Raw genomic sequence first — 20,498 nt, 5'->3', positions numbered from 1 at the left:
TGTGCTATATAAAACTTCTAAATATGGAGTTGCGCAAAGCCCACTCCAACAATAATAAAATACCGGCAATGAAAATCAAGGGACGGTACTTTTCGTCGTATTTGTAATATTTGAATTCCTCTATCTCGGTTTTTTCAAGTTTGTTGATTTCATCGTAAATCTCCTCCAACTTTTCGTTGTCCGTTGCCCTGAAATATTTTCCGCCTGTTACTTTGGCGATGTCTTTTAGCAAAGCCTCGTCTATTTCCACCTGTCGCATACCGTATCTAAAGGTGCCGTCTCTATTGTAAGCCACGGGAGATAAGGCGTTTCCGTTTGTTCCCAAGCCGATGGTATAGGTTTTTATTCCGAATTCCACAGCTAGATCCGCTGCAGTTTTGGGTTCTATAAAACCAGAATTGTTGACCCCGTCTGTCAACAAAATGATCACCTTGCTGATGGCCTTGCTTTCCTTTAACCTATTGACAGAGGTTGCCAATCCCATCCCAATGGCGGTGCCATCCTCCAAATCGCCATAAGAGATTTCCCGAAGCGCATTCAACACGATGGACTTGTCACTTGTAATAGGTGTTTTGGTATAGCTTTCTCCCGCATATCCCACCAAACCAATCCGATCATTGGGGCGTTTTTTGATGAACTCACCCGCTACATTTCTTAAGGCGGTAAGTCTATTGGGCTTGAGGTCACGCGCCAGCATACTTGAGGAAACATCAATGGCCATAACAATATCGATTCCTTTCGTGGTTTTGGTCCTAGTGGAAATATCCTCAATCTGTGGGCGGGCCAAAGCGGTAATTATGGAGGCCAAGGCCAGCAATCGCAGAACAAAAAGTACCGGTCTTAGTTTTGCGGCCCAACTACTAACAGTAAAACCTTTGATGCTTGAGATTTTTAACGAGGCCACTTCTTCCCGATGCTTGAAAAGATACCATAGCAAAGCCATTGGCAGCAGAAGGAACAGCCAAAAAAATTGTGGGTTTGCAAATTCGATATTATCAAACATTTACACCTGTGTTTTTACGTCAAGGGTACTTAACATTCGTTCTACTATTTGTTCTGCATAGGCATCGCCCCTTTCATGATAGATGATGACTTGTTGTACAAATCCTTTACCTCCAAAACATAAAATCATATATTCAATTTTGGCAGATTTCTTGGTCACCGGATGTTCGAACGAACCAGACCCATAGGTTTTTAAACCGGCCACTCCAGATTTTGTATTGAACTCATCGGTCTTGGTCAGCATATTTCTTACTCCCATGCTTTCAAATTGGGCCAGATTGGCCTCAACCACCGCTTCAAAATTGGGATCTACGGCTTCCTTATAAGTGGTGGAGTTGGTCGATACAGAAAATAGACCGTCCACTTTTCCATTCATAAAAGTCTGGTGCGACTTGATCACTTCGGCGGCCTCTGTAGGTAATTCCACCTCTTGTCGAATCAACACCTGCGGGGTTTCAATTTCTATTGGTGGATATCCATACGAACTGGCCACCCATTCGCCTTCGAGCAAGTCTTTGGTAGGATGTCCAAAAACGGTATCCTTGACTTCTTTAAATCCGAAATAGACTATGGAAGATGCTCCTCCAACTACAATTAGCCCTGCAAAAATGGCAGCCGCCAAAATAATACGTTTCCGCTGTTTTTTCTTGGCCAATTCCAGCTGGTATTCCTCTGTAAGCATGAGTTCCTCTTCCGTGGGTTCTGGAAGGGCATCATGGGTCTTGACCACAATTTGTTCTACCATTTTCCGATCTTCCTCTGCTACGGAAGTGGATGGCTTTGACTTGGCAAATTTGACCAAATCAGCTGTTTGGAGAATTTTTTGGAATTGGACGATGGTCTCATGATCCAAGTCCAGCTGACCTGCATCTTTGAGCATTTCCAATTTGGAAATAAGCTGGGCCGTGGTACTTTCCAAAGCGGAAACATGAACATCTTCTTCCAAATAAGAACGTACAATGTCCGTTAGTTCGGAATAATACTTTTTGTATTCGTCGTGGATGAGATACCTCGAATTTTCGAGCTTTTTCAGTTCTAACAAGGCACGGTCATAAGGTGGTAACAAGGCTTCTTTTTCTTCCTCGGTCAATGGCTTTTTTCGCAAAAAGAACCAATAGACCAATCCACCTGTAATCAATAACGCCAACAGCACCCAAAGCACGATCATCCATATTTTGGCGTAACTTTTATCCACTTCGATCAGCGGCTTAATGTCGTACATTTTCTGTTTGGTGGTGTCCACCACAACATCGGCTACCTTAATATTAAAGGAGTCAGTGAAAAAGGGTTGTTCATTAATGGCAATACGCTGTGGCGGGATGGTATACGATCCACTGTCAAACTGTGTTAATGCATATATCTGCTGAAGGATTACCCTGTTGTTGTTTTTGACGGTATCTTGCATAATGGCCTCAACAGACTCCAAAGGGGAAAACGTTTGACCTTCCGGAAAATGGACTACGTTTAGGGAATCGGTTTCTACCGTTATGGTATACTTGATTTGCTCTCCAATTTTGATCCCTGTGGTGTCAATTTCCGCGGTGACTTTGGAAGCTTGCGAAAACCCAAGGGAAGGAAGTAAAAAGATATATAGTAAAACCACACCGAACAGCAGTGAAGATTTTCTTTGAACTTCCGATATAGGGGAACTTATCTGCTGCATTATCCTCTTCGTTTAAAGTAGCCCAACAATTTTTTCACATAGCTTTCATCCACACGACAATTGATTACGCCGCAACCTGATTTGGTGAAGGAATCCATGAAGTACTCCACTTTTTCCTTATGGAAAGTGCCATAAGCGTTCCGTACTTTTTTGGATCTTGTGTTCACCAGTTGGAGCGTTCCAGTTTCAGCATCAAGCATTTGAACCATACCCAAATTGGGGATGGACTCTTCCTTGGCATCATAAACCCTAATCCCGGTTACGTCGTGTTTGTTGCCAACAATCCGCAAGGTGTTGTCATAGTCGTCCGTAATGAAGTCCGACAACACAAATACGATGGCCTTTTTCTTCATCACATTGGTCAAGAATTTCAGGGCTTCGGCAATATTGGTCTCGCTACTTTGCGGTTTAAATTCCAACAATTCCCGAATGATGCGCAAAACATGGCTTTTTCCTTTTTTGGGCGGAATAAATAGCTCAACCTCATCCGAAAACAGGATTAAACCGACTTTGTCGTTATTTTGAAGTGCTGAGAAAGCAAGCGTTGCTGAAATCTCAGTAATAACCTCTTTCTTGAATTGGTTGGTGGTTCCAAACAACTCGGAGCCACTTACATCAACCATCAGCATCATGGTAAGTTCCCGTTCCTCCTCAAAAACCTTTACGAAGGGTTCATTATATCTTGCAGTAACATTCCAATCAATGGTTCTTACATCATCCCCAAATTGATACTGCCTTACCTCACTGAAAGTCATACCCCTACCTTTAAAGGTAGAATGGTACTCCCCACCAAAGATATGGTCGGATAGACGCCGGGTCTTGATTTCAATTTTGCGTACTTTTTTAAGTAACTCTTTCGTATCCATCAGTAAGCAAACCGTATTTAGGTTTCAGTTTTAGGTGATGGTAGGTTGTTGTTGGGAGATCACCTGTAAGACAAAATTCCCTGCTAGGGAACTTCTACCTCATTGACAATCTTGTTGATGATCTCTTCGGAAGTGATGTTCTCAGCTTCGGCTTCATAGGTAATCCCAATTCTGTGCCTTAGCACATCATGTACAACAGCCCTTACATCTTCCGGGATAACATATCCTCTTCGTTTAATGAATGCATAGCATTTGGATGCGTTGGCCAAATTGATACTTCCTCTTGGAGAGGCACCAAAACTGATCAGGGGTTTTAAATTCTCTAGATTGTATTTTTCGGGATATCGGGTGGCAAACACCAAATCCAAAATGTACTTTTCAATTTTTTCGTCCATGTAGACTTCCCGTGCCGCCTGTTGCGCGCTCAAAATTTGTTTTAAGGTAACTACGGGTTTCACTTCCTCTGTGGCTCCCTTGAGGTTTTGCCTAATGATGAGCTGCTCCTCATTCAGTTTGGGATAATCAATTACGGTTTTCAGCATAAAACGGTCTACCTGGGCTTCCGGAAGTGGATAGGTTCCTTCCTGTTCCACTGGGTTTTGCGTGGCCATTACCAAAAACGGCGCATCCAGTTTAAAGGTTTCATCCCCAATGGTCACCTGCTTCTCCTGCATGGCCTCCAAAAGTGCCGATTGCACTTTGGCGGGCGCCCTATTGATCTCATCCGCCAAGACGAAGTTGGCAAAAATAGGCCCCTTTTTTATCGAAAAATCGTTCTCTTTGATATTGTAGATCAAAGTACCCACCACATCGGCTGGCAAAAGATCGGGAGTGAACTGAATTCTACTAAAACTTCCCTTAACTGCTTTGGAAAGGGTATTTATGGCTAGGGTTTTAGCCAATCCAGGAACACCTTCCAAAAGTATATGCCCTTGGCCCAATAGTCCAATAAGCAGTCGTTCCACCATATGTTTTTGCCCAACAATGGCTTTGTTCATTTCCTGGGTGAGCAGGTCAATAAAAGCACTTTCCTGGGCAATTTTCTCATTCACAGCACTAATATCTATAGTAGTGTTTTCTTCCATATAACCTTTTATTCTTTAGGTATTTCTGTCAATTTTTTTCTAGATGTGCAAAATGAAAATTTATTTAAAATCCATCTGTTAATTAATGGTTAAAAAAATCCCCGAAAGCCCAGTTTTATGAAGGTTTTAAGGGTTTAATTTTATACTTTCATCTCGGATGCAAAATACAGGTAAATATTCCAAAGTTATTGCTGGAACCATGACATGGGGGAGTTGGGGGAAACAACTTTCCAAACATGGGATGATTGAATTAATGGAGCATTGTCTGGAAAACGGACTTACCACCTTTGATCATGCTGATATTTATGGGGACTATACTACCGAAGCGGACTTTGGGAAAGCCTTTGCCGAAAGCGGGATAGATCGATCACAAATTCAGATAGTGACCAAATGCGGCATTCAGATGACATCTGGCAGGGACAACCGCCTGAAGCACTATAATTACAGCAAAGATTACATTGTTTGGTCTGCTGAGGAGTCTTTACGAAAACTGAAGACGGAGTACTTGGACTTGTTCCTGTTGCATCGCCCTAGTCCTTTAATGCATCCTTCGGAAATTGGAGAGGCCGTCAACCACTTGTTGGAGAATGGAAAAATCAAGCAATTTGGGGTATCCAATTTTACACCATCCCAGGTAGAAATGCTGGAAAGTGTAGTAAAAGTTGAAGCCAATCAAGTGGAGTTTTCCTTAACGCATACGGCGCCCATGTACGATGGAACTTTTGACGATTGCATAGCCAATAAAAGACTGGCCATGGCATGGAGTCCTCTTGGGCTGGTTTTTAGAGAGGAAAACGCACAAACTGTGCGGATCCATAAAACCTTGTCCCAACTTGGAAAAAAATATGGGGTGGAGGAAAGCGAAGTTCTTTTGGCTTGGATGCTAAAACATCCTGCCGTTCCCAGACCTGTTATTGGAACCACCACCAAGGAAAGAATAACTTCATCGGCCAAAGCCGTGCAATTGGATTTGGAATTACAAGATTGGTTTGCACTTCTGGAAGCAAGCCAGGGGCAGGAAGTACCTTAAACTTAATTTATGGAATCGAAGACTGTATTGATAACGGGAGCCACCAGTGGAATTGGTAAAGCAACCGCCGAGCTTTTGGCGAAGAATGGATTTAATTTGGTACTATGTGGCCGACGAACAGATCGTTTAGACCAACTTCGGAACACATTGGGTGAACGAACAGAAGTTCATACCCTAACTTTTGATGTTAGAAATCGAGAGGAGGTTTTTAAGGCTTTGGAAAGTTTGCCCCAAGACTTTTGCCAGATAGATGTGTTGATCAACAATGCAGGGAATGCCCATGGGATGGACAAAATTGATTCAGGGAGTATGGACGATTGGGATGCCATGCTTGACATTAATGTAAGAGGGTTGCTTCATGTTTCCAAGGCGATCATGCCGCAAATGGTAGAAAGAAAGGCAGGGCATATTATCAATATTGGATCTCTTGCAGGGAAGGAAGTATACCCCAAAGGAAATGTGTATTGTGCCAGTAAATTTGCTGTTGATGCCATTAGTCAAGGGATGCGAATTGATCTTAATGAACATGGTATTAAGGTTGGAGCGGTAAATCCAGGTCTAGTGGAAACGGAATTCAGTGATGTTCGATTTAAAGGGGATGCCAATCGGGCAAAAACCGTTTATCAAGGGTATCAAGCACTAAAGGCAGAAGATATTGCCGATATAATTCACTTTGTCATTACAAGACCATATCATGTAAATATCGCCGATTTGTTGGTGTTGCCAACTGCGCAAGCTGGCAGTACAATCGTGAACAAAAAACTGTAGTGTTGCAGGATACGGGTTGAAAGTTGGGTGCAGAAGTTAAATAGTTGAGAAATGAAGGGTTTTGAGGAATTGGAAGTTTGGAATATGTCCCGAGAATTGTGCAATGAAGTTTGGCAAATTATGCTGAATACAACCCTGGCAAAAGATTTTGAACTAAGAAATCAAATGAATTCGGATTCAGGTTCGGTTATGGACAACATTGCGGAAGGTTATGAAAGAAACGGCAACCGAGAGTTTATTCAGTTTTTAAGCATATCCAAAGCATCTTGTGGAGAGCTTCGTTCACAATTGTACAGGTGTTTGGACAGAAGACATATTTCGCAAAAACAATTCGATGCCATTTATAATATGACATTGACGCTGGGAAAGAAATTGGGCGCTTTTATGACCTATTTAAAAAAATCTGAAAGAAAGGGTTCTAAGTATGATTAACCAAGCAACCCGAAACTTGTAACGCGCTACCCGAAACCAAAGAATATGATCAACAAACGCCTTCTGGTTAAAAACCTGCTTGCCCATAATGATGAAAACAGTTTTTACGACAAAAAACGATTCATTGCCATTGGGGAAAAGGAAGGGAAGGCGAAATTCTTAAAACATGTTTGTGCTCTTGCCAACAGCAACCCTAAGAACAACTCTTTTATTGTGGTTGGAGTGGAGGATGAGGACAATAAAATTGTTGGGGTTGATTTTTTTGACGATAGCAAGATCCAAAATCTGGTCAACGCCTATTTGGACAACCCGCCCATAATTTCGTATGAGAACATCCCCTTTCCGCATCTTCCGGAAGGCAAAGTAGTGGGTCTGGTAACCATTCGTTCCAATGGCAAGGTATGTGCCCTTCGGAAAAATATCTGGAAGTATTACGGAGGAGCTGTTTTTTTCAGGGAAGGAAGCATAAGTCTTCCCAAAGCTTTTGATATTGAGCTCAAGGACATCAATTCAGAAGCGGTGGCTACCATAGAACAGCACGCTCGCAATAATATAGAATTGACCTTGGATGCGGTCATCAATTTTATAAACAACAGACACGCGGACCTTACAAGTGATTACAAGGTGTTTAAGGAACAGTTTGTGGTATGCTGGGCAGGAAACAAGAAAACCGTTAAGAACAAGACGTACTTTTCCAGGGTGGATATCGAACTGATCAATGAGCAGGTCAAATTATTTTATTCGGCCTTGGATGAAATCACGATTGACTATACCGAAGATTCCTTTACCATGCTGGAGTTTGTTCAATTGGGATTGGGAGCCGAACAAAAATATTATCCGTTGGAAGAAATGGTGATTACCTTTTCTGAGAATGGGAAATACACCATCAACAGCAAACTCGTATTTGAACCACCCCAATATGACAAGAAAACGCTGCACCATGTCTTGAACACCAACAATACAATATTGCAAAAATTAAAAAAGAACATTGGGCTCAACAAAGTTGAGACTGCAGATTTGATGCATTTGCCTGCCACCTACCTCATTTGTTATCTGAATGGATTTGAAGAGGCCAAGGAGCAAATGGAACAAGCCCGCCCACTTATAAAGCGGCAGGACTCCAATATTTATCAATCACTGAAAGAATCCTTGCGAATACTCCGAAAGGTGAGATACAATTAGGATTTTTTAAGCCAGATCATTTGATAGGGTTGGAGTTCCAACAGCCCACTTTTCACATCAATTTTTTTGTTAGCTACCAGATCTTTTGGATTTCCCTTGGTGAAATACCCCAATTTCATCAGCCAACCAGAATCTATGACTTGCGGATTTTCATCAAAATTGCAGATGACGATCATCCCTTTCTTGGCACCTTGGGTTCGTTCAAAAACCAGTATATGATTATTTCCACTCTGATGCAGGACTAGATTGTTGGTGTCGGCCAAAACGGGGTTCGCCTTACGGACGGAAATCAAATGTTTTAGGGTGTGATATACGTTGCTCTGGGGCAAATCCCCATTCCCAAGTTTTTTAACCATGGCCCAATCTTGCTGGGGACGATTCACCCATCGGCTATCACCACTTTTGCTGGAATCTTTGGTATAGGAGTAATCGTTTAAAGTGGCAATTTCATCCCCGGCATAAATCATGGGAATGCCCCCAAAAGATAGGATGATTCCATGTAGCAAATTGATTTTGGAGATAGCTTTTTCAAGTAGTTCTTTATCCTCATTTTCCAAAGCCGATTCCAATCCCAGTAAAGAGGCGGCACTGCCTGTGATTCTTCCGTCACCTGTTTTGGGATTGTACATGAATAGTAAGCCTTTGGCAGGAGACCAATCCAATCTTTGGCAATAATAATCCAATAAGAATTTTCGGTGTTGCTTTGGGTCCCATCCCATTTCACGGATAAAGGAATCATCGTACCCAAGACCTATGTCGTCATGGCAGCGGATATAATTGATCCAAGTGCATTCCTTTGGTTTGGCAGGAACTTCCGTAAGGCTTTTATACAGCAGTCCTGTTTTTTTGGTTGCTATGGAGTTCCACAAAAGAGCCATAAGCGATGCGTTGTAGGCTACTTCGCACTCGTTGCCCAGTTTTGGTCCTTCGCCAAAATATTTGATGATGTCCTTGGGAGCCACAATGGCCTCCGCCAAAAAAATAGCACCGGGAGCAACCACCTGAAGACACATACGGAACAAGGACACTAAATTGTGGGCCTCGGGCAAATTTTGGGAGATTGTTCCTATTTTCTTCCACAAGAATGCCAGGGCGTCAAACCGAACTACATCAACACCCAAATTCACCATTTTGACCAAGTTGGTCAGCATCGCCATAAAAACTTCTGGGTTGGTATAGTTCAGATCCCATTGATAGCTGTTGAAAACGGTCATCACCCAGCGATCCATTTCTGGGACAAATGTGAAGTTGCCCGGTGAGGTTTCAGGGAAAACTTCCGGAAGCACCTTCTCAAAGGCGTCGGGGATGGTCCTGTCTTCAAAGGTGTAGTAGTAATCCAGATATTTTTGCTCCCCTTTTTTGGCCTTTTTTGCCCACGGATACTCGTCTGAAGTGTGGTTTACCACAAAATCCAACATCAATAAAATACCGTGTTTCCTAAAGGCAGAGGTTAACTTCAGCAAGTCTTCTTGGGAGCCATATTTTTTATCGACCTTCAGATAACTGTTAACCGCATATCCGCCATCGCTTTCTCCCTTAGGTCTTGTGGTAATGGGCATTACATGAATAAAATTGACCCCAAGATCTTTGAAATAAGATATTTTTTTGTGTAATCCCTTCAGGTCTTTGTTGAAGTTTTCCACATACAATTGCATCCCTACAATGTTCTGGCTTTGGTACCAGGATTCGGCTTCCAAGCGCTCCAGATCCTGACGCTGAAGTTCATCAGGCCGAAGGTCATATAGCTTGGGTAAAAGTTTTAGGAGTTTATCAAAATCCTTATCGTGTTTTTCTACGGGATATAGCGAAAAGAACAGCTGTTGGATCAAGCTAAGATTGGTGCTTAACCTTAAATCAAAAAGTGCCTTGGGAGTTTTGACATTTAGCCGATTTGAAACGAGCTTATGTAAAGCAGCTTGGTTCATTAGGCTTCCAATTGTGATCTAGATGGTAGCGAGGGGATGGCTCCGTAGTTGGTAGTAGTGATGGCACCGGCTTTATTGGCCATGGTGACCATGGGAAGAAGCAAATCAAAGTCTTCCTTGAGATGTTCAAAGTTGTCCATATCTGCAACTTGTTTCAGCAAACAACCAATAAAAGCATCTCCGGCTCCTGTGGTATCAACGGACTTGACTTTGATGCTAGGGACAACTTGTTTGTTTTTGTCCATGCTTATCAAAGTCCCTTCCTTGCCTAGGGTCACCGCAATGATTTTTGTCCCCACTTGATGTAGGAAATCGCATGCCTGGTATAGATCGTCCTTTCCAGATAGTAATTGGGCTTCCTCCAAACTAAATTTACACAAATGGGATTTTTCTACAAACGGCATACATTTTTTAATGAACCGTTGTTCATTATCCTTCCAAAGATCTCCCCTGAAATTTGGGTCAAAGCTGATAAACATTTCCTTGGTAAGCGCATCAAAAAGGTATTTGCCATAGGCCTTCTCAAGTTCACCTCCCAGCAATGCGGTGGCGGCCCCCAAATGCATAATGTTACCGTGAAAATCTTTCCTAAGCGATGGGTCGTAGGTCAATTCCCGATCGGCACCCCTGCTGAAAACAAAGTCACGCTCGCCATCTTCTGCAAGTGAGACGAACGCTAGGGTTGTAAAGGTTTTTGAAATTTGGACAAGTGATACATCGACACCTTCTTTTTTTATGACATCCAGCAAGAACTTCCCAAAGGGATCTTCGCCAACCGCACCAATAAATACACCTTTGCCTCCCAATTTGGAAATGGCACAGGCCACATTGGCTGGAGCACCGCCTGCTTTTTTGGTAAAGATGGTGGCTTGGGTAAGGTCACTTCCCTGCTTTTCAGCAACAAAATCAATTAGTAACTCACCTACACAGAATACTTTTTTCATCCCTACATCTAAATAGAAGACTCAATGTAAGGAGAAAAAAGCGGCTAATCCAAAATTTTGTGGGCTATGACTGTAAAATATGTTTTGGAAGAATCTTGGCATAGGGATTCCCGCGCTTTGGCCTCTAGTGTTGAATCGGCTTGAAGTTGTCCAGGTTCAAAAAGAAAAGCAACTGAAATTTGTTGATTTTCCGAAACTTTTTGCTGGAGGCTCCCTCCAGATTCCATGATTTCCAAGACCTCAATCTTGTAAAGATGATCCTTGGCAATGCCGCAAATTTCCTTGTTGTCCTGAACGGCCGAAAGTACTTTTATCTTAAATACTATTTCATTTGGACCCAACATTTCTTGTTCATTGTTTGCACCATTGACTTCTTCATTTTGACCCGTGGATTGTTCCTGTATCTGAGAGTTTTCCGTCATCAAACCTTCTTGCGATTTGGAACAGGACTGCCCTAAGATAAAGACTAGTATGAAGATTAGGGGTTTCATATTATTTGCGTTTTAATGATATACGGAACAAGCCATTGGATTGGATGTTAAAAAGGCGCGATTACCATCGCGCCTTTTTCAAACTCTTCTCCTATTATTTTTTTATGATTTTAAAATTTTCATTCGTGGTCAAACCGCTAATTTTCACAAAGTAAATCCCGTCAGGATTATTGGAAGCATTCCAAATAAATGGTTGCGAACTATCCACGTTTTGCTGATCAAAGACTTTTTGTCCAAGAATGTTGAAAATTTGGGCGCTAACCTTGCTGTCCCTATTGTTTTTAACAGCAAAATAGAACTGGTTCGTGGATGGGTTGGGCCATACCGCAGTGATGACTTCCGTCTCCAAGGTCGCCAGGTTTTGCTGGACTTGGTCAGCTTGGCCAGACGGAGGAATTTGCATGGCAATATCATCAGAAGATCCACTGTCCACTGTTCCATATATCTGGAAAACCTGATCCGTAATTCCATCACCGAAAGCCGCTGACTGGGCCGTCCAATCTACCGCACCTGTACCGAAAAGGTCAAACGCATCTTTAAACACGGCTTCGTTGCCAATTAAACCTGCCTGTGTCAACCAGAACCACTGGGTGGCATCAGGAGAGAAATTGAGATTGGCGTAGACCGATATCCAATACGTACCGGCCTCCAAAACCAAAGGTTCGGGAAGCTCAATGCTGATATTGCTATCTGTTGGTTCTGAAGACGGAACCACAGCGCCACTATCATAAGCCACAACACCAGGCTGTCCCCCACTGTCAGCATAAATCACCACATTGGCACTGGTAAGCAACGGGCTATTATTGGCACCTCCAAAGGCAACAACACTGTTCACGGTCCACTGACTGTCCGCAGGCACAATGAAATCATCAGCGGATTGGGCCAGGGCCCCACCAAAGTCAGGGAACAATTGGGAAGGTCTACTTCCTATGGCCGCTTCGTTCTGCTCATAAATAGGTAATTCCGTTAAAGTCACCGTAAATCCTTCCGCAACCTGCTCTTTTCCAGATGTGGCAATTAAGCCAATGGCAGCACTTCCTTCCATACCGGGTGCAAAGGACAGTTTGATGATATCCCCATCCATCTCGGCAGTGACCAGTTCTGGATTGGAATTGGTCATCTCAATGGAAATATCCCGTCCTCTGGAATGGACAAATAAATCTTTTACATTCACTTCCCTATCTGGACTACTTATGGGCAGTACAAGGTCTGGCAGCAAATAGGCTACGCTAAGCTTGGATGTTGGAGATTTGGAGGCATAGAATTTTGCATTGTAAACCCCATTTCCGTGGGCGGCAACAGCAACAAACCCATCTGTTCTTGTACGCACTTGAGGCACAACCACGTTTCCAACAATACAGGGCTCCCGATACCAACGTGTCCTATCCCCATTGAGGTAGTATGTTGCATAAAGCCCAGTACTGGTACCTACATAGTAAATATTGTTGTTCCCGCCTATGGAGAACCATCTAGCGGATGGGCCATTACCTGTACCATCATTGTTTTCTTCCAAATTTCCACTGATACTTTCCCAAGTCTCACCAGCATCCCTACTCATGAAGATACTTTTGATATTGTAATTGGAAAACACAGCAAATACTTTATCCGAATTGTTGGGGTCCACATAAATTTGGTTGATGTTTCCAGTGGGCAGACCTTTACCGGTTGAAATATCCACAGGGGGTTGGTCATCAATGTTGGCATTTTCCATTTTGAAAATCATGCCCGTTGAGGTTCCATAATACAATCTGTTGGCCACAGGATATTTGGACACATCCAAACCAGTAATCAAGGAACCATCTGGCGTGGCTGTTTGATCTTGACGCACCCAGTTCACCGTGGTCGGGGCATTGGAGAACAAAGGAATTTCATCCAGGTTGTTATTCCTCCACATGCGGTCACCTGCGGGCATATACATGATGTTATCGTTGTTGGCATCCAGAATAAATGGAGCCACAAAATCAAATCCACTAGCACTGGAAGGCTGTACCCTTGTAAACGAGATAAACTCACCCGCTTCGTTAAAATTAAATCGGAACACTACGCCGAACTGGGCGGATACATATCGGGTCAGTCCTCCATCAGCTATGGCATTAAAGGAACCATCGCCCCCAAAATCCTCTTCCCATGGGTCTTTTCCGTTCGTAGAGTTGGTGAACCATGTACCATTATCTTGGAATCCTGCTACTACATCTTGACTATTCCCTTCGGGGTCTATGGCAATGGCATAGGGCTGAGTGGTAATATAACCATTGTTCAAGGACGTCCAACTCACAGGTTCGCTGGCAATTGTTATATCCTCGGTCACCTGAACACCACCATCGTTTGCCGAAATTGCCTTATTGGGATTGGATGGAAGAAAAACCAAATTGTGCTGATCGGGATGATGATTGGGATATAATCCAAAGCTGTCACTAAAAATGGTGTAGCCCCCAATCCAGGTTTCAAATCCAGCTGGGGTAGTGAACCCAGAATTAGAACGATATAAATTGGTGCCGCCCAAAAAGACAATATCCGGATGGGTAGGATGTACTTTCACCACCATATTATATCCTCCCTGCAAGTTTAGATCACTGGCGATGCCACCAATTCCTATGGGCAAATTGGCCGTTAGATCTATCCATTGTTCCTCGGGGGTGGCTGCATCTCTTTGGTATCTCCACAAAAAGGCCTCTCCCGCATTGCTTAAATCATAGGAGAAGAAGTAAATTCTATTCTCATCAGATGGATCGTATGCCATGACGGTTCTTCCGAACGAAGGGAATAGTCCTGCAGGAGTAATGTTGGTCCAACTCACCCCATCTTCAGAGGTGAAGAACCCAGCATTTTCCCCTCCAAAAATGTCCACTGTTCCGTAAAGGGTACCGCCTGGGGTAACCATAACTTCAGTTTGGCTGTCGAATCCACTTGGGAGCACTTCATCAAAGGACCTCCCTCCATTCGTGGAGCGAAACAAACCATCAAAAGTTGCGGCATAGATATGACCCGTGTGCGGATGCACAACCAGGCTGTTGATCAAATCAAAGGATGAGAAAGAGGTTACGTCATTATCCGAAGTGTTGCGCAATGGGAACCAGCTTCTACCATTATTATTGGATTTAAATATACCGGAACCTTGGTAAAAAGCCCCTGGTGCTCCAGCGGAGTTACCAAAACGCTCTCCGGAGGCATAATACCAAATATGTTGTTTGTTTTTTCTTGGATCTTGAACAATGGCCGTAATGCTTGGGGATTGCCTTCTACGGGTTACCTTGCGCCAAGTGTCGCCAGAATTGGTCGATCTCCATAGTCCACCCGAGACGCCCCCAGCAAAAATTATGTTTTCGTTCTTCATGTCCAAGGCTAATGCCCTGGTCCTTCCCCCAACGTTAAATGGCCCTCTATTCCTAAAGTAGAAATACTTCTTTTTTGAAGCTTCACTCCCATAGGATTTGGACATTTGGGATTGGATATCCGTAGAGTCAATTTTACCAACAAATTCTGCTTCCCGCTCTTTGATATGCTCTGGAATTTTTTTGGTAAACGGATCTTGAACCTGTCTATGCTCGTAGGCCATTCGATCTAAGGCTCGATCACCAATAGGCTTAGGAGTAACGCCAACGGGCCCTTGTTTGCTATCGTAAATTTTGGTTTGCTTATACAGATTATGCCCTTTCTGTGGAGCGTCATCATGTGTCTTTTTTAGGTTCTGAGCCTGTAAACCCGAGAAGGAAAGGGACATACAGATTAAAAAAGAAAAAAGAAGTTGATAGGGTAGTGTTCTTTTCATATAGTATGAGATTAAATGAATTAGCTTTTCAATATAACAAAAAGAAGCACCATTGTTAAAAAAATCTAAATAAAATCGATTAATAGGAATCAGCTTACAAAGTAAAATTGGGAATTCCCCATTGAGGAAATATGTTTTCGCCGAAAGTTTAGCTTGATTTTGGTCCAAATTTGCTTTTGTTGTGTATCATTGCCCAAAATTTGGTTCATGAGAACTTTGGTAATTGGAGATGTTCATTCTGGCTTTAAAGCGCTAAAGCAATTACTACAGCGAGCAAAGGTGACGACGGATGATCACCTCATTTTTTTGGGGGATTATGTGGATGCTTGGAGTACTGCTGTGGAAACAGTTGATTTTTTGATGGAACTGGACAAGCGTTACCAATGTACTTTCATAAGGGGCAACCATGACGAGCTATGCAGGGAGTGGTTGCTTACCCAAAAAGAAAATCCTCAGTGGTTGGCCCATGGAGGCGTGGCAACAAGAGACTCTTATTTGGCGGCAAGCAAGGAAAAATGGGAAGAGCACTTGGAATTTTATGCTGGACTGCAAAACTACTTTTTGGATAAGGACAATAGACTGTACCTGCACGCTGGATATACCAATTTAAAGGGTGTGGAATACGAGTATTTTGAACAGCTTTTTTATTGGGACCGGACCCTCTGGGAACTGGCCAAGGCCTTGGATTCCAGCATGTCTCCCGATCATCCTAACTTCCCGCAAAGGTTAACCCATTACAAGGAGGTGTTTATTGGGCACACGCCACTTTCCAAAATAGGGGAAGCTGTACCCCAAAAGGGAGCCAACGTTTGGAATGTGGACACAGGAGCTGCTTTTAAGGGGGCCTTGACCATGATGGATGTGGAGACTAAAGAGTATTGGCAAAGCGACCCCGTTCACACCTTTTATCCTGGAGAAAGGGGGAGAAACTAACTTAGAATTTACCCGATTTGTGCTTGTCTTGCCATTTGGCCAACTCGGTCCATTGCCCTTTATAGGCCATTTTTGCCTGCATGGGCCAAGAAGCTGGATCGTGAATTCGGTAGCGATCCCCTCCTGAATTAAGTACTTCTTGACATTTTACAGTGGATATTTCCGAGAGGTCTTTCCAGGTCTTGATTCCAAAATTATGGAACAGCCCTTCTATTTTTGGCCCTATACCTTCTACTATCTTCAAGTCATTTTCCTTTACTCGCCTTTTCAAGGCAGCTTTGGCTGCATTGGCATCAAATCCTTTGGATTTACTTGTTGAGGGAGGAGCAAGGGAACTGGAAATGGTTTTTGTTTTTTCTGTTGCAGCTTCATCGGCCAGCTTTTTGTTGCAAGCTTCCAGTTCAGCTTTCAATCGGGCATTCTCTGATTCCAGGGCCGCTAATTCTGCCGAAGAGTCAACAACCCCGGCGTCCTTGCCTTTTCCAATTAAATAACCCAAGATGCCAGCAATTAGACCTACCAAAGCTGGAATAATCCAACACCAAATATTAATATTTTCAGCACTCATAATTAGTGGTTTAAGGTTTTTCTTGTTCCTGCTTCCAAATCAATGCATACGACACGGCTCCCAAATAAACATTGCCTTCCTTTTCCATTTCCTCATCAAGTTTTCCCAACACCTTAATTTGATCGGAAGGGATTCCCGAAATGATAAAATGGTTTTTAACGGATTGTGCCCGTGCCAAACCAAGATTGGAATATGAGGTAGTGTTTTCTTCTTTAGGCGTAAAATGTCCAATGATATTAACAACGGAAGAGTCGTTTGCAATCAAATAGTTCCGTAAGGTCTCAATGCCATCTTTCAAATCTTTCGAAATGGGCATTAGAAAAGTAGGGTTGGAAGGACGGAAATCAAAATTGTCCGTGATGTTGAGTGTAAAGCTCCCGTCACTAAGGGCAAAAGGGTAGGCGAGCTTATTACTTGACTGTTTCAGAACTACCGAATTTTCCAATTGCGGGGATTCTTGATTTGTTTCGTTAAGACACCCACTGCAGAGATTGAGGTACATCCAAGTTCCGATAGCAATAACAGCCACTATCCCTAGCAGGTATAAATTCTTGTTGGACATCGGAACAAAAGTTAGCGTTCGTTCCTACAAAATATTAAAAAAATGCTAAAAAATCAGGGTTTAACCACTAGAATCCGAGGGACTTATGATAATAATTGGTTTGGCGCAAGATAACATTTCAACGAAAGAAGTACCAAAAAACACCAATCATACAATTTTTATGACCAATGATAATATTCCGATGAGACCTCATCCGGAATAATGGGAAATTTGCATATATATATTAGGTAAGGAACCCTATTTCTCCCGACGAAGTTCCGGCATTGAAATAGGGTTTAATTTAAGTTTGAGTTAGTTAAGTTGGTTTAAAAATCGTGGTTTCTTATGAGCTGCGATTTTTTGTTTTGTGTGAAAAGCCACCGGCTTGTTCGTCTTTATTCTGGCAATGGTTTTTTGGTAAATCTAATTGATTTTCAGTATATTAAGAAGTTAACCTTAAAACCAACATTATGAGATCAACACTATTGACACTGTTTGCATTTATGATCTGCTTCTGTTCCATGGGACAGGTTGCCTATTTTCAGTACCGAGTGGTTCCAGCCGATCGGGAATCTGAATTTTTGGATAAAGAAACCAATCATTGGGCCAAGGTGGCCAAAACGGCGATTGACCAAGGTAAAATGGCTGGATGGTCCTTATGGAGAAAAGTGGGTGTTACAGAGGAAGGCGCACCCAATTATGTCTTTGTAAACCTATATGAGAGTTTTGAAAAAGCCAACCCGGCAGAGGTATGGTCTGCTGATAATCTAAAGACCATGGGTATTTCACCAAATTTGGTGGAGACCAACTCTTTTACAAAAGTACCATTTGATTATTGGCTACAATTAGAGGACATGGTAGAAGGGGATTATAAATATGCCTTGGTAAACTATGCCATGCCCAAAAATAGAAGTGGCTTTATTGAAGAGAACAAGGCCCTGTGGAAACCACTTCATGAACAAAACATTAAAAAGGGCAATCTAGGTATGAAATCCTGGGGATTAATGTCGGTTGTGTACCCTAGGGGAAGTGCAGCAAGGTTTTCTGCACTTACATGGGATGGATTTGATACCATGGCAGATGTTATGAACTATTTGAGATACAATCCAGATGGTATGGACGCCGCTTTTCAAGAAGTAATATCCAAGTCCAAAATGGGAGAGATAATGCCCGAGGGAGGATTTGAGTACAGTATCATTTATGAGCGTGTAAAACGAATTGCACCTCAGCAATAACGCTATTTAAATAGCATAAAAAAAGCCCGATAACTCGGGCTTTTTCCATTATAAAGACTTGACTACAAATCAAACTTGATGCCCTGGGCCAATGGAAGTTCCGTAGTATAGTTAATCGTGTTGGTTTGCCTGCGCATGTATACTTTCCATGCATCAGAACCACTTTCACGACCACCTCCAGTTTCTTTCTCACCACCAAATGCCCCGCCAATCTCAGCTCCGGATGTACCTATGTTTACATTGGCAATTCCACAATCACTACCAGAAGCGGACAGGAATCGTTCCGCCTCTCTAAGGTTATTGGTCATAATGGCAGACGATAAACCTTGAACCACCCCGTTTTGTTGTTCAATGGCGTCCTCAACGTTTCCTGAATATTTTAAAAGATAAAGAATGGGTGCAAAAGTCTCTTCCTGTACAATCTGAAAACTGTTTTTAGCCTCCACAATAGCAGGTTTTACATAGCAACCACTTTCATAGCCTTCACCAGTTAAAACCCCTCCTTCAACCAATACCGAACCACCTTCCTTCTTGGCTTCTTCCAAGGCTTTTTGATACATCGCAACCGCATCGGTATCAATCAGGGGACCTACATGGTTGTTCTCGTCCAGAGGATTTCCAATTCGAAGTTGTTGGTAAGCGTCGGTCACCGCTTCTTTTACTTGATCGTAAATAGATTCGTGGATGATCAATCTACGGGTCGAGGTACAGCGTTGTCCTGCGGTACCTACAGCTCCAAAGACCGCCCCAATGACCGTCATTTTAATATCGGCATCCGGGGTAACAATGATAGCGTTGTTTCCGCCGAGCTCCAATAAGGATTTACCCAATCTGGCAGCAACCGCTTGCGCCACTATTTTACCCATGCGGATAGAACCCGTTGCTGAAACCAGGGGAACTCTTTTATCCGTGGTCATCATTTCTCCCACTTTGTAATCGCCATTGATCAAGCAGGAGATTCCTTCGGGAAGATTATTTTCTTTTAAAACTTCGGCAATAATATTTTGACAAGCCACCCCGCACATAGGAGTTTTTTCTGAGGGCTTCCAAACACAAACATCTCCACATACCCAAGCCAAAGCCGTATTCCAGGCCCAAACGGCCACAGGGAAGTTAAAGGCCGAAATAATTCCGACAATTCCCAGCGGGTGGTACTGCTCATACATGCGATGTCCAGGTCGCTCCGAGTGCATCGTCAACCCATGCAATTGACGGGAAAGGCCAACAGCAAAATCACAGATATCAATCATTTCCTGAACTTCCCCCAAACCTTCTTGGTAGGATTTCCCCATTTCATAGGAAACCAATTTTCCAAGTGGTTCTTTAAGCTCGCGAAGTTTTTCACCAAATTGGCGAACCATCTCACCTCTTTGGGGAGCAGGAACCAATCGCCATTCCTTGAAAGCCGATGTGGCGGCTTGCATTACTTTTTCGTAATCTTCGGATGTGGTGCTCTTTACCTTTCCGATCAACGCTCCATCCACAGGGGAATAGGAAGCTATGGCATCTCCTGAACCGAAGTTGTTTGAACCGGTGGAAGTACCTTCGTTTATTTGGTTTAAGCCCAATTTTTGAAGAGCTTCATCTATTCCAAATGATACTGCAGTTTCTGACATTTATAACTTTTTATAGGTGTATTGTTATATTTCGCAAAAATACGAATATTCCCGATGAACATAGTGAAGATTTCCTAAAGGAAAAAATGGATGACCAATAATCCCAATCCAATCAACGCAGGAAGGGCTTGGACCGTAAAAATCTTTTTAGAAGCTGTCAATGCGCCATAGATTCCTGCCACAGAAACACAGCCCAAAAAGAACATGGCAACATACACTTGCCATTCTGGATTTTTAATGAGTAAGGACCAGATTAGTCCTGCCGCCAAAAAACCATTGTACAATCCCTGATTGGCAGCTAGGGTTTTGGTAGGTTCAAACAATTCCTCCGGAAACTTACGGAATACTTTCTTGGCCTTGGTGGTCCAGGCAAACATTTCCAACCACAAAAAATATAGGTGCAAAATGGCAACTAAAACGATAAGTGTTTTGGCAATTATCAGCATCA

The 20,498-nt window shown here is 42.9% G+C and carries 18 protein-coding genes; 6 read left to right on the top strand and 12 right to left on the bottom strand.

The features are described from left to right. Window positions 1–4 precede the first annotated feature (4 nt). The 4 genes from ACO6S0_RS16585 to ACO6S0_RS16570 all read right to left on the bottom strand — a co-directional run bounded on the left by ACO6S0_RS16585 (window position 5) and on the right by ACO6S0_RS16570 (window position 4,616). Entirely contained in the window at window positions 5–1,003 is a 999-nt protein-coding gene (locus ACO6S0_RS16585; protein ID WP_422349425.1) for a vWA domain-containing protein, read from the bottom strand. Next, on the bottom strand, window positions 1,004–2,665 hold the full coding sequence (locus ACO6S0_RS16580; RefSeq protein WP_422349424.1) for a BatD family protein: 1,662 nt from the start codon (window positions 2,663–2,665) through the stop codon (window positions 1,004–1,006). It abuts the gene before it with no gap. Then, window positions 2,665–3,531 carry a DUF58 domain-containing protein gene (locus ACO6S0_RS16575; RefSeq protein ID WP_422349423.1) on the bottom strand — a complete coding sequence of 289 codons (867 nt, stop codon included), beginning with the start codon at window positions 3,529–3,531 and terminating at the stop codon, window positions 2,665–2,667. Before ACO6S0_RS16575 ends, ACO6S0_RS16580 begins: the two co-directional genes overlap by 1 nt. An 83-nt stretch (window positions 3,532–3,614) precedes the next feature. Continuing rightward, a complete protein-coding gene (locus ACO6S0_RS16570; protein ID WP_422349422.1) occupies window positions 3,615–4,616 on the bottom strand; it encodes an AAA family ATPase in 1,002 nt (333 codons plus the stop codon). Window positions 4,617–4,773: 157 nt separating this feature from the next. On the opposite strand from ACO6S0_RS16570, the gene ACO6S0_RS16565 reads away from it, so the two are divergent. From ACO6S0_RS16565 to ACO6S0_RS16550, 4 genes are read left to right on the top strand one after another with little or no spacing between them, the layout of a single operon-like run. Further along, window positions 4,774–5,646: an aldo/keto reductase gene (locus ACO6S0_RS16565; RefSeq protein ID WP_422349421.1), complete on the top strand. Its 873-nt coding sequence runs from the start codon at window positions 4,774–4,776 to the stop codon at window positions 5,644–5,646. Window positions 5,647–5,655: 9 nt separating this feature from the next. Next, on the top strand, window positions 5,656–6,414 hold the full coding sequence (locus ACO6S0_RS16560; protein ID WP_422349420.1) for an SDR family NAD(P)-dependent oxidoreductase: 759 nt from the start codon (window positions 5,656–5,658) through the stop codon (window positions 6,412–6,414). A 51-nt stretch (window positions 6,415–6,465) separates the two neighbouring features. Next, on the top strand, window positions 6,466–6,846 hold the full coding sequence (locus ACO6S0_RS16555; RefSeq protein ID WP_422349419.1) for a four helix bundle protein: 381 nt from the start codon (window positions 6,466–6,468) through the stop codon (window positions 6,844–6,846). A 45-nt stretch (window positions 6,847–6,891) separates the two neighbouring features. Continuing rightward, window positions 6,892–8,028, top strand: a complete 1,137-nt coding sequence (locus ACO6S0_RS16550) for an ATP-binding protein (RefSeq protein WP_422349418.1) — start codon at window positions 6,892–6,894, stop codon at window positions 8,026–8,028. Here ACO6S0_RS16550 and ACO6S0_RS16545 read toward each other — a convergent pair. The 4 genes from ACO6S0_RS16545 to ACO6S0_RS16530 all read right to left on the bottom strand — a co-directional run bounded on the left by ACO6S0_RS16545 (window position 8,025) and on the right by ACO6S0_RS16530 (window position 15,157). Beyond that, window positions 8,025–9,953 carry an amylosucrase gene (locus tag ACO6S0_RS16545; protein WP_422349417.1) on the bottom strand — a complete coding sequence of 643 codons (1,929 nt, stop codon included), beginning with the start codon at window positions 9,951–9,953 and terminating at the stop codon, window positions 8,025–8,027. The genes ACO6S0_RS16550 and ACO6S0_RS16545 overlap by 4 nt on opposite strands. After that, window positions 9,953–10,897 (bottom strand): carbohydrate kinase family protein, encoded by a 945-nt coding sequence (locus tag ACO6S0_RS16540; protein ID WP_422349416.1) that lies wholly within the window; start codon window positions 10,895–10,897, stop codon window positions 9,953–9,955. The genes ACO6S0_RS16545 and ACO6S0_RS16540 overlap by 1 nt, the downstream gene beginning before the upstream one ends. Window positions 10,898–10,941: 44 nt before the next feature. Then, complete coding sequence (locus ACO6S0_RS16535; RefSeq protein ID WP_422349415.1) at window positions 10,942–11,388, bottom strand: hypothetical protein; 447 nt, start codon at window positions 11,386–11,388, stop codon at window positions 10,942–10,944. A 94-nt stretch (window positions 11,389–11,482) separates the two neighbouring features. Further along, on the bottom strand, window positions 11,483–15,157 hold the full coding sequence (locus ACO6S0_RS16530; RefSeq protein WP_422349414.1) for a T9SS type A sorting domain-containing protein: 3,675 nt from the start codon (window positions 15,155–15,157) through the stop codon (window positions 11,483–11,485). Between the two features lie 207 nt (window positions 15,158–15,364). Between ACO6S0_RS16530 and ACO6S0_RS16525 the strand changes: the two genes are divergently transcribed. Continuing rightward, complete coding sequence (locus ACO6S0_RS16525) at window positions 15,365–16,090, top strand: metallophosphoesterase (RefSeq protein ID WP_422349413.1); 726 nt, start codon at window positions 15,365–15,367, stop codon at window positions 16,088–16,090. Between the two features lies 1 nt (window position 16,091). Here the strand turns inward: ACO6S0_RS16525 and ACO6S0_RS16520 are convergent, their stop codons facing one another. Together ACO6S0_RS16520 and ACO6S0_RS16515 are read right to left on the bottom strand one after the other, a co-directional pair. Next, window positions 16,092–16,658, bottom strand: a complete 567-nt coding sequence (locus tag ACO6S0_RS16520; protein WP_422349412.1) for a hypothetical protein — start codon at window positions 16,656–16,658, stop codon at window positions 16,092–16,094. A gap of 10 nt (window positions 16,659–16,668) precedes the next feature. Beyond that, window positions 16,669–17,220, bottom strand: a complete 552-nt coding sequence (locus ACO6S0_RS16515; RefSeq protein WP_422349411.1) for a hypothetical protein — start codon at window positions 17,218–17,220, stop codon at window positions 16,669–16,671. A 449-nt stretch (window positions 17,221–17,669) separates the two neighbouring features. Between ACO6S0_RS16515 and ACO6S0_RS16510 the strand changes: the two genes are divergently transcribed. Continuing rightward, window positions 17,670–18,434, top strand: a complete 765-nt coding sequence (locus ACO6S0_RS16510) for a hypothetical protein (protein WP_422349410.1) — start codon at window positions 17,670–17,672, stop codon at window positions 18,432–18,434. Between the two features lie 62 nt (window positions 18,435–18,496). On the opposite strand, the gene ACO6S0_RS16505 is transcribed toward ACO6S0_RS16510, so the two are convergent. Together ACO6S0_RS16505 and ACO6S0_RS16500 are read right to left on the bottom strand one after the other, a co-directional pair. Beyond that, window positions 18,497–20,050 (bottom strand): aldehyde dehydrogenase family protein, encoded by a 1,554-nt coding sequence (locus tag ACO6S0_RS16505; protein ID WP_422349409.1) that lies wholly within the window; start codon window positions 20,048–20,050, stop codon window positions 18,497–18,499. Window positions 20,051–20,124: 74 nt separating this feature from the next. Then, a complete protein-coding gene (locus tag ACO6S0_RS16500; RefSeq protein ID WP_422351841.1) occupies window positions 20,125–20,496 on the bottom strand; it encodes a DUF1304 domain-containing protein in 372 nt (123 codons plus the stop codon). Window positions 20,497–20,498: the final 2 nt, after the last annotated feature.

The organism is Flagellimonas sp. (assembly GCF_965233845.1).
GTDB lineage: Bacteria > Bacteroidota > Bacteroidia > Flavobacteriales > Flavobacteriaceae > Flagellimonas.
Note: the sequence above shows the minus strand (reverse complement) of the source record. Positions and strands in the feature narration are given on the sequence as shown.

Bases quoted from the DNA above. Each gene is read 5' to 3' on its own strand.
- ACO6S0_RS16515 (WP_422349411.1), bottom strand. From the start codon at position 17,220: ATGTCCAACAAGAATTTATACCTGCTAGGGATAGTGGCTGTTATTGCT.
- ACO6S0_RS16520 (WP_422349412.1), bottom strand. From the start codon at position 16,658: ATGAGTGCTGAAAATATTAATATTTGGTGTTGGATTATTCCAGCTTTG.
- ACO6S0_RS16535 (WP_422349415.1), bottom strand. From the start codon at position 11,388: ATGAAACCCCTAATCTTCATACTAGTCTTTATCTTAGGGCAGTCCTGT.
- ACO6S0_RS16545 (WP_422349417.1), bottom strand. From the start codon at position 9,953: ATGAACCAAGCTGCTTTACATAAGCTCGTTTCAAATCGGCTAAATGTC.
- ACO6S0_RS16585 (WP_422349425.1), bottom strand. From the start codon at position 1,003: ATGTTTGATAATATCGAATTTGCAAACCCACAATTTTTTTGGCTGTTC.
- ACO6S0_RS16555 (WP_422349419.1), top strand. From the start codon at position 6,466: ATGAAGGGTTTTGAGGAATTGGAAGTTTGGAATATGTCCCGAGAATTG.
- ACO6S0_RS16575 (WP_422349423.1), bottom strand. From the start codon at position 3,531: ATGGATACGAAAGAGTTACTTAAAAAAGTACGCAAAATTGAAATCAAG.
- ACO6S0_RS16540 (WP_422349416.1), bottom strand. From the start codon at position 10,897: ATGAAAAAAGTATTCTGTGTAGGTGAGTTACTAATTGATTTTGTTGCT.
- ACO6S0_RS16580 (WP_422349424.1), bottom strand. From the start codon at position 2,665: ATGCAGCAGATAAGTTCCCCTATATCGGAAGTTCAAAGAAAATCTTCA.
- ACO6S0_RS16505 (WP_422349409.1), bottom strand. From the start codon at position 20,050: ATGTCAGAAACTGCAGTATCATTTGGAATAGATGAAGCTCTTCAAAAA.
- ACO6S0_RS16550 (WP_422349418.1), top strand. From the start codon at position 6,892: ATGATCAACAAACGCCTTCTGGTTAAAAACCTGCTTGCCCATAATGAT.
- ACO6S0_RS16530 (WP_422349414.1), bottom strand. From the start codon at position 15,157: ATGAAAAGAACACTACCCTATCAACTTCTTTTTTCTTTTTTAATCTGT.
- ACO6S0_RS16560 (WP_422349420.1), top strand. From the start codon at position 5,656: ATGGAATCGAAGACTGTATTGATAACGGGAGCCACCAGTGGAATTGGT.
- ACO6S0_RS16500 (WP_422351841.1), bottom strand. From the start codon at position 20,496: ATGCTGATAATTGCCAAAACACTTATCGTTTTAGTTGCCATTTTGCAC.
- ACO6S0_RS16510 (WP_422349410.1), top strand. From the start codon at position 17,670: ATGAGATCAACACTATTGACACTGTTTGCATTTATGATCTGCTTCTGT.
- ACO6S0_RS16570 (WP_422349422.1), bottom strand. From the start codon at position 4,616: ATGGAAGAAAACACTACTATAGATATTAGTGCTGTGAATGAGAAAATT.
- ACO6S0_RS16525 (WP_422349413.1), top strand. From the start codon at position 15,365: ATGAGAACTTTGGTAATTGGAGATGTTCATTCTGGCTTTAAAGCGCTA.
- ACO6S0_RS16565 (WP_422349421.1), top strand. From the start codon at position 4,774: ATGCAAAATACAGGTAAATATTCCAAAGTTATTGCTGGAACCATGACA.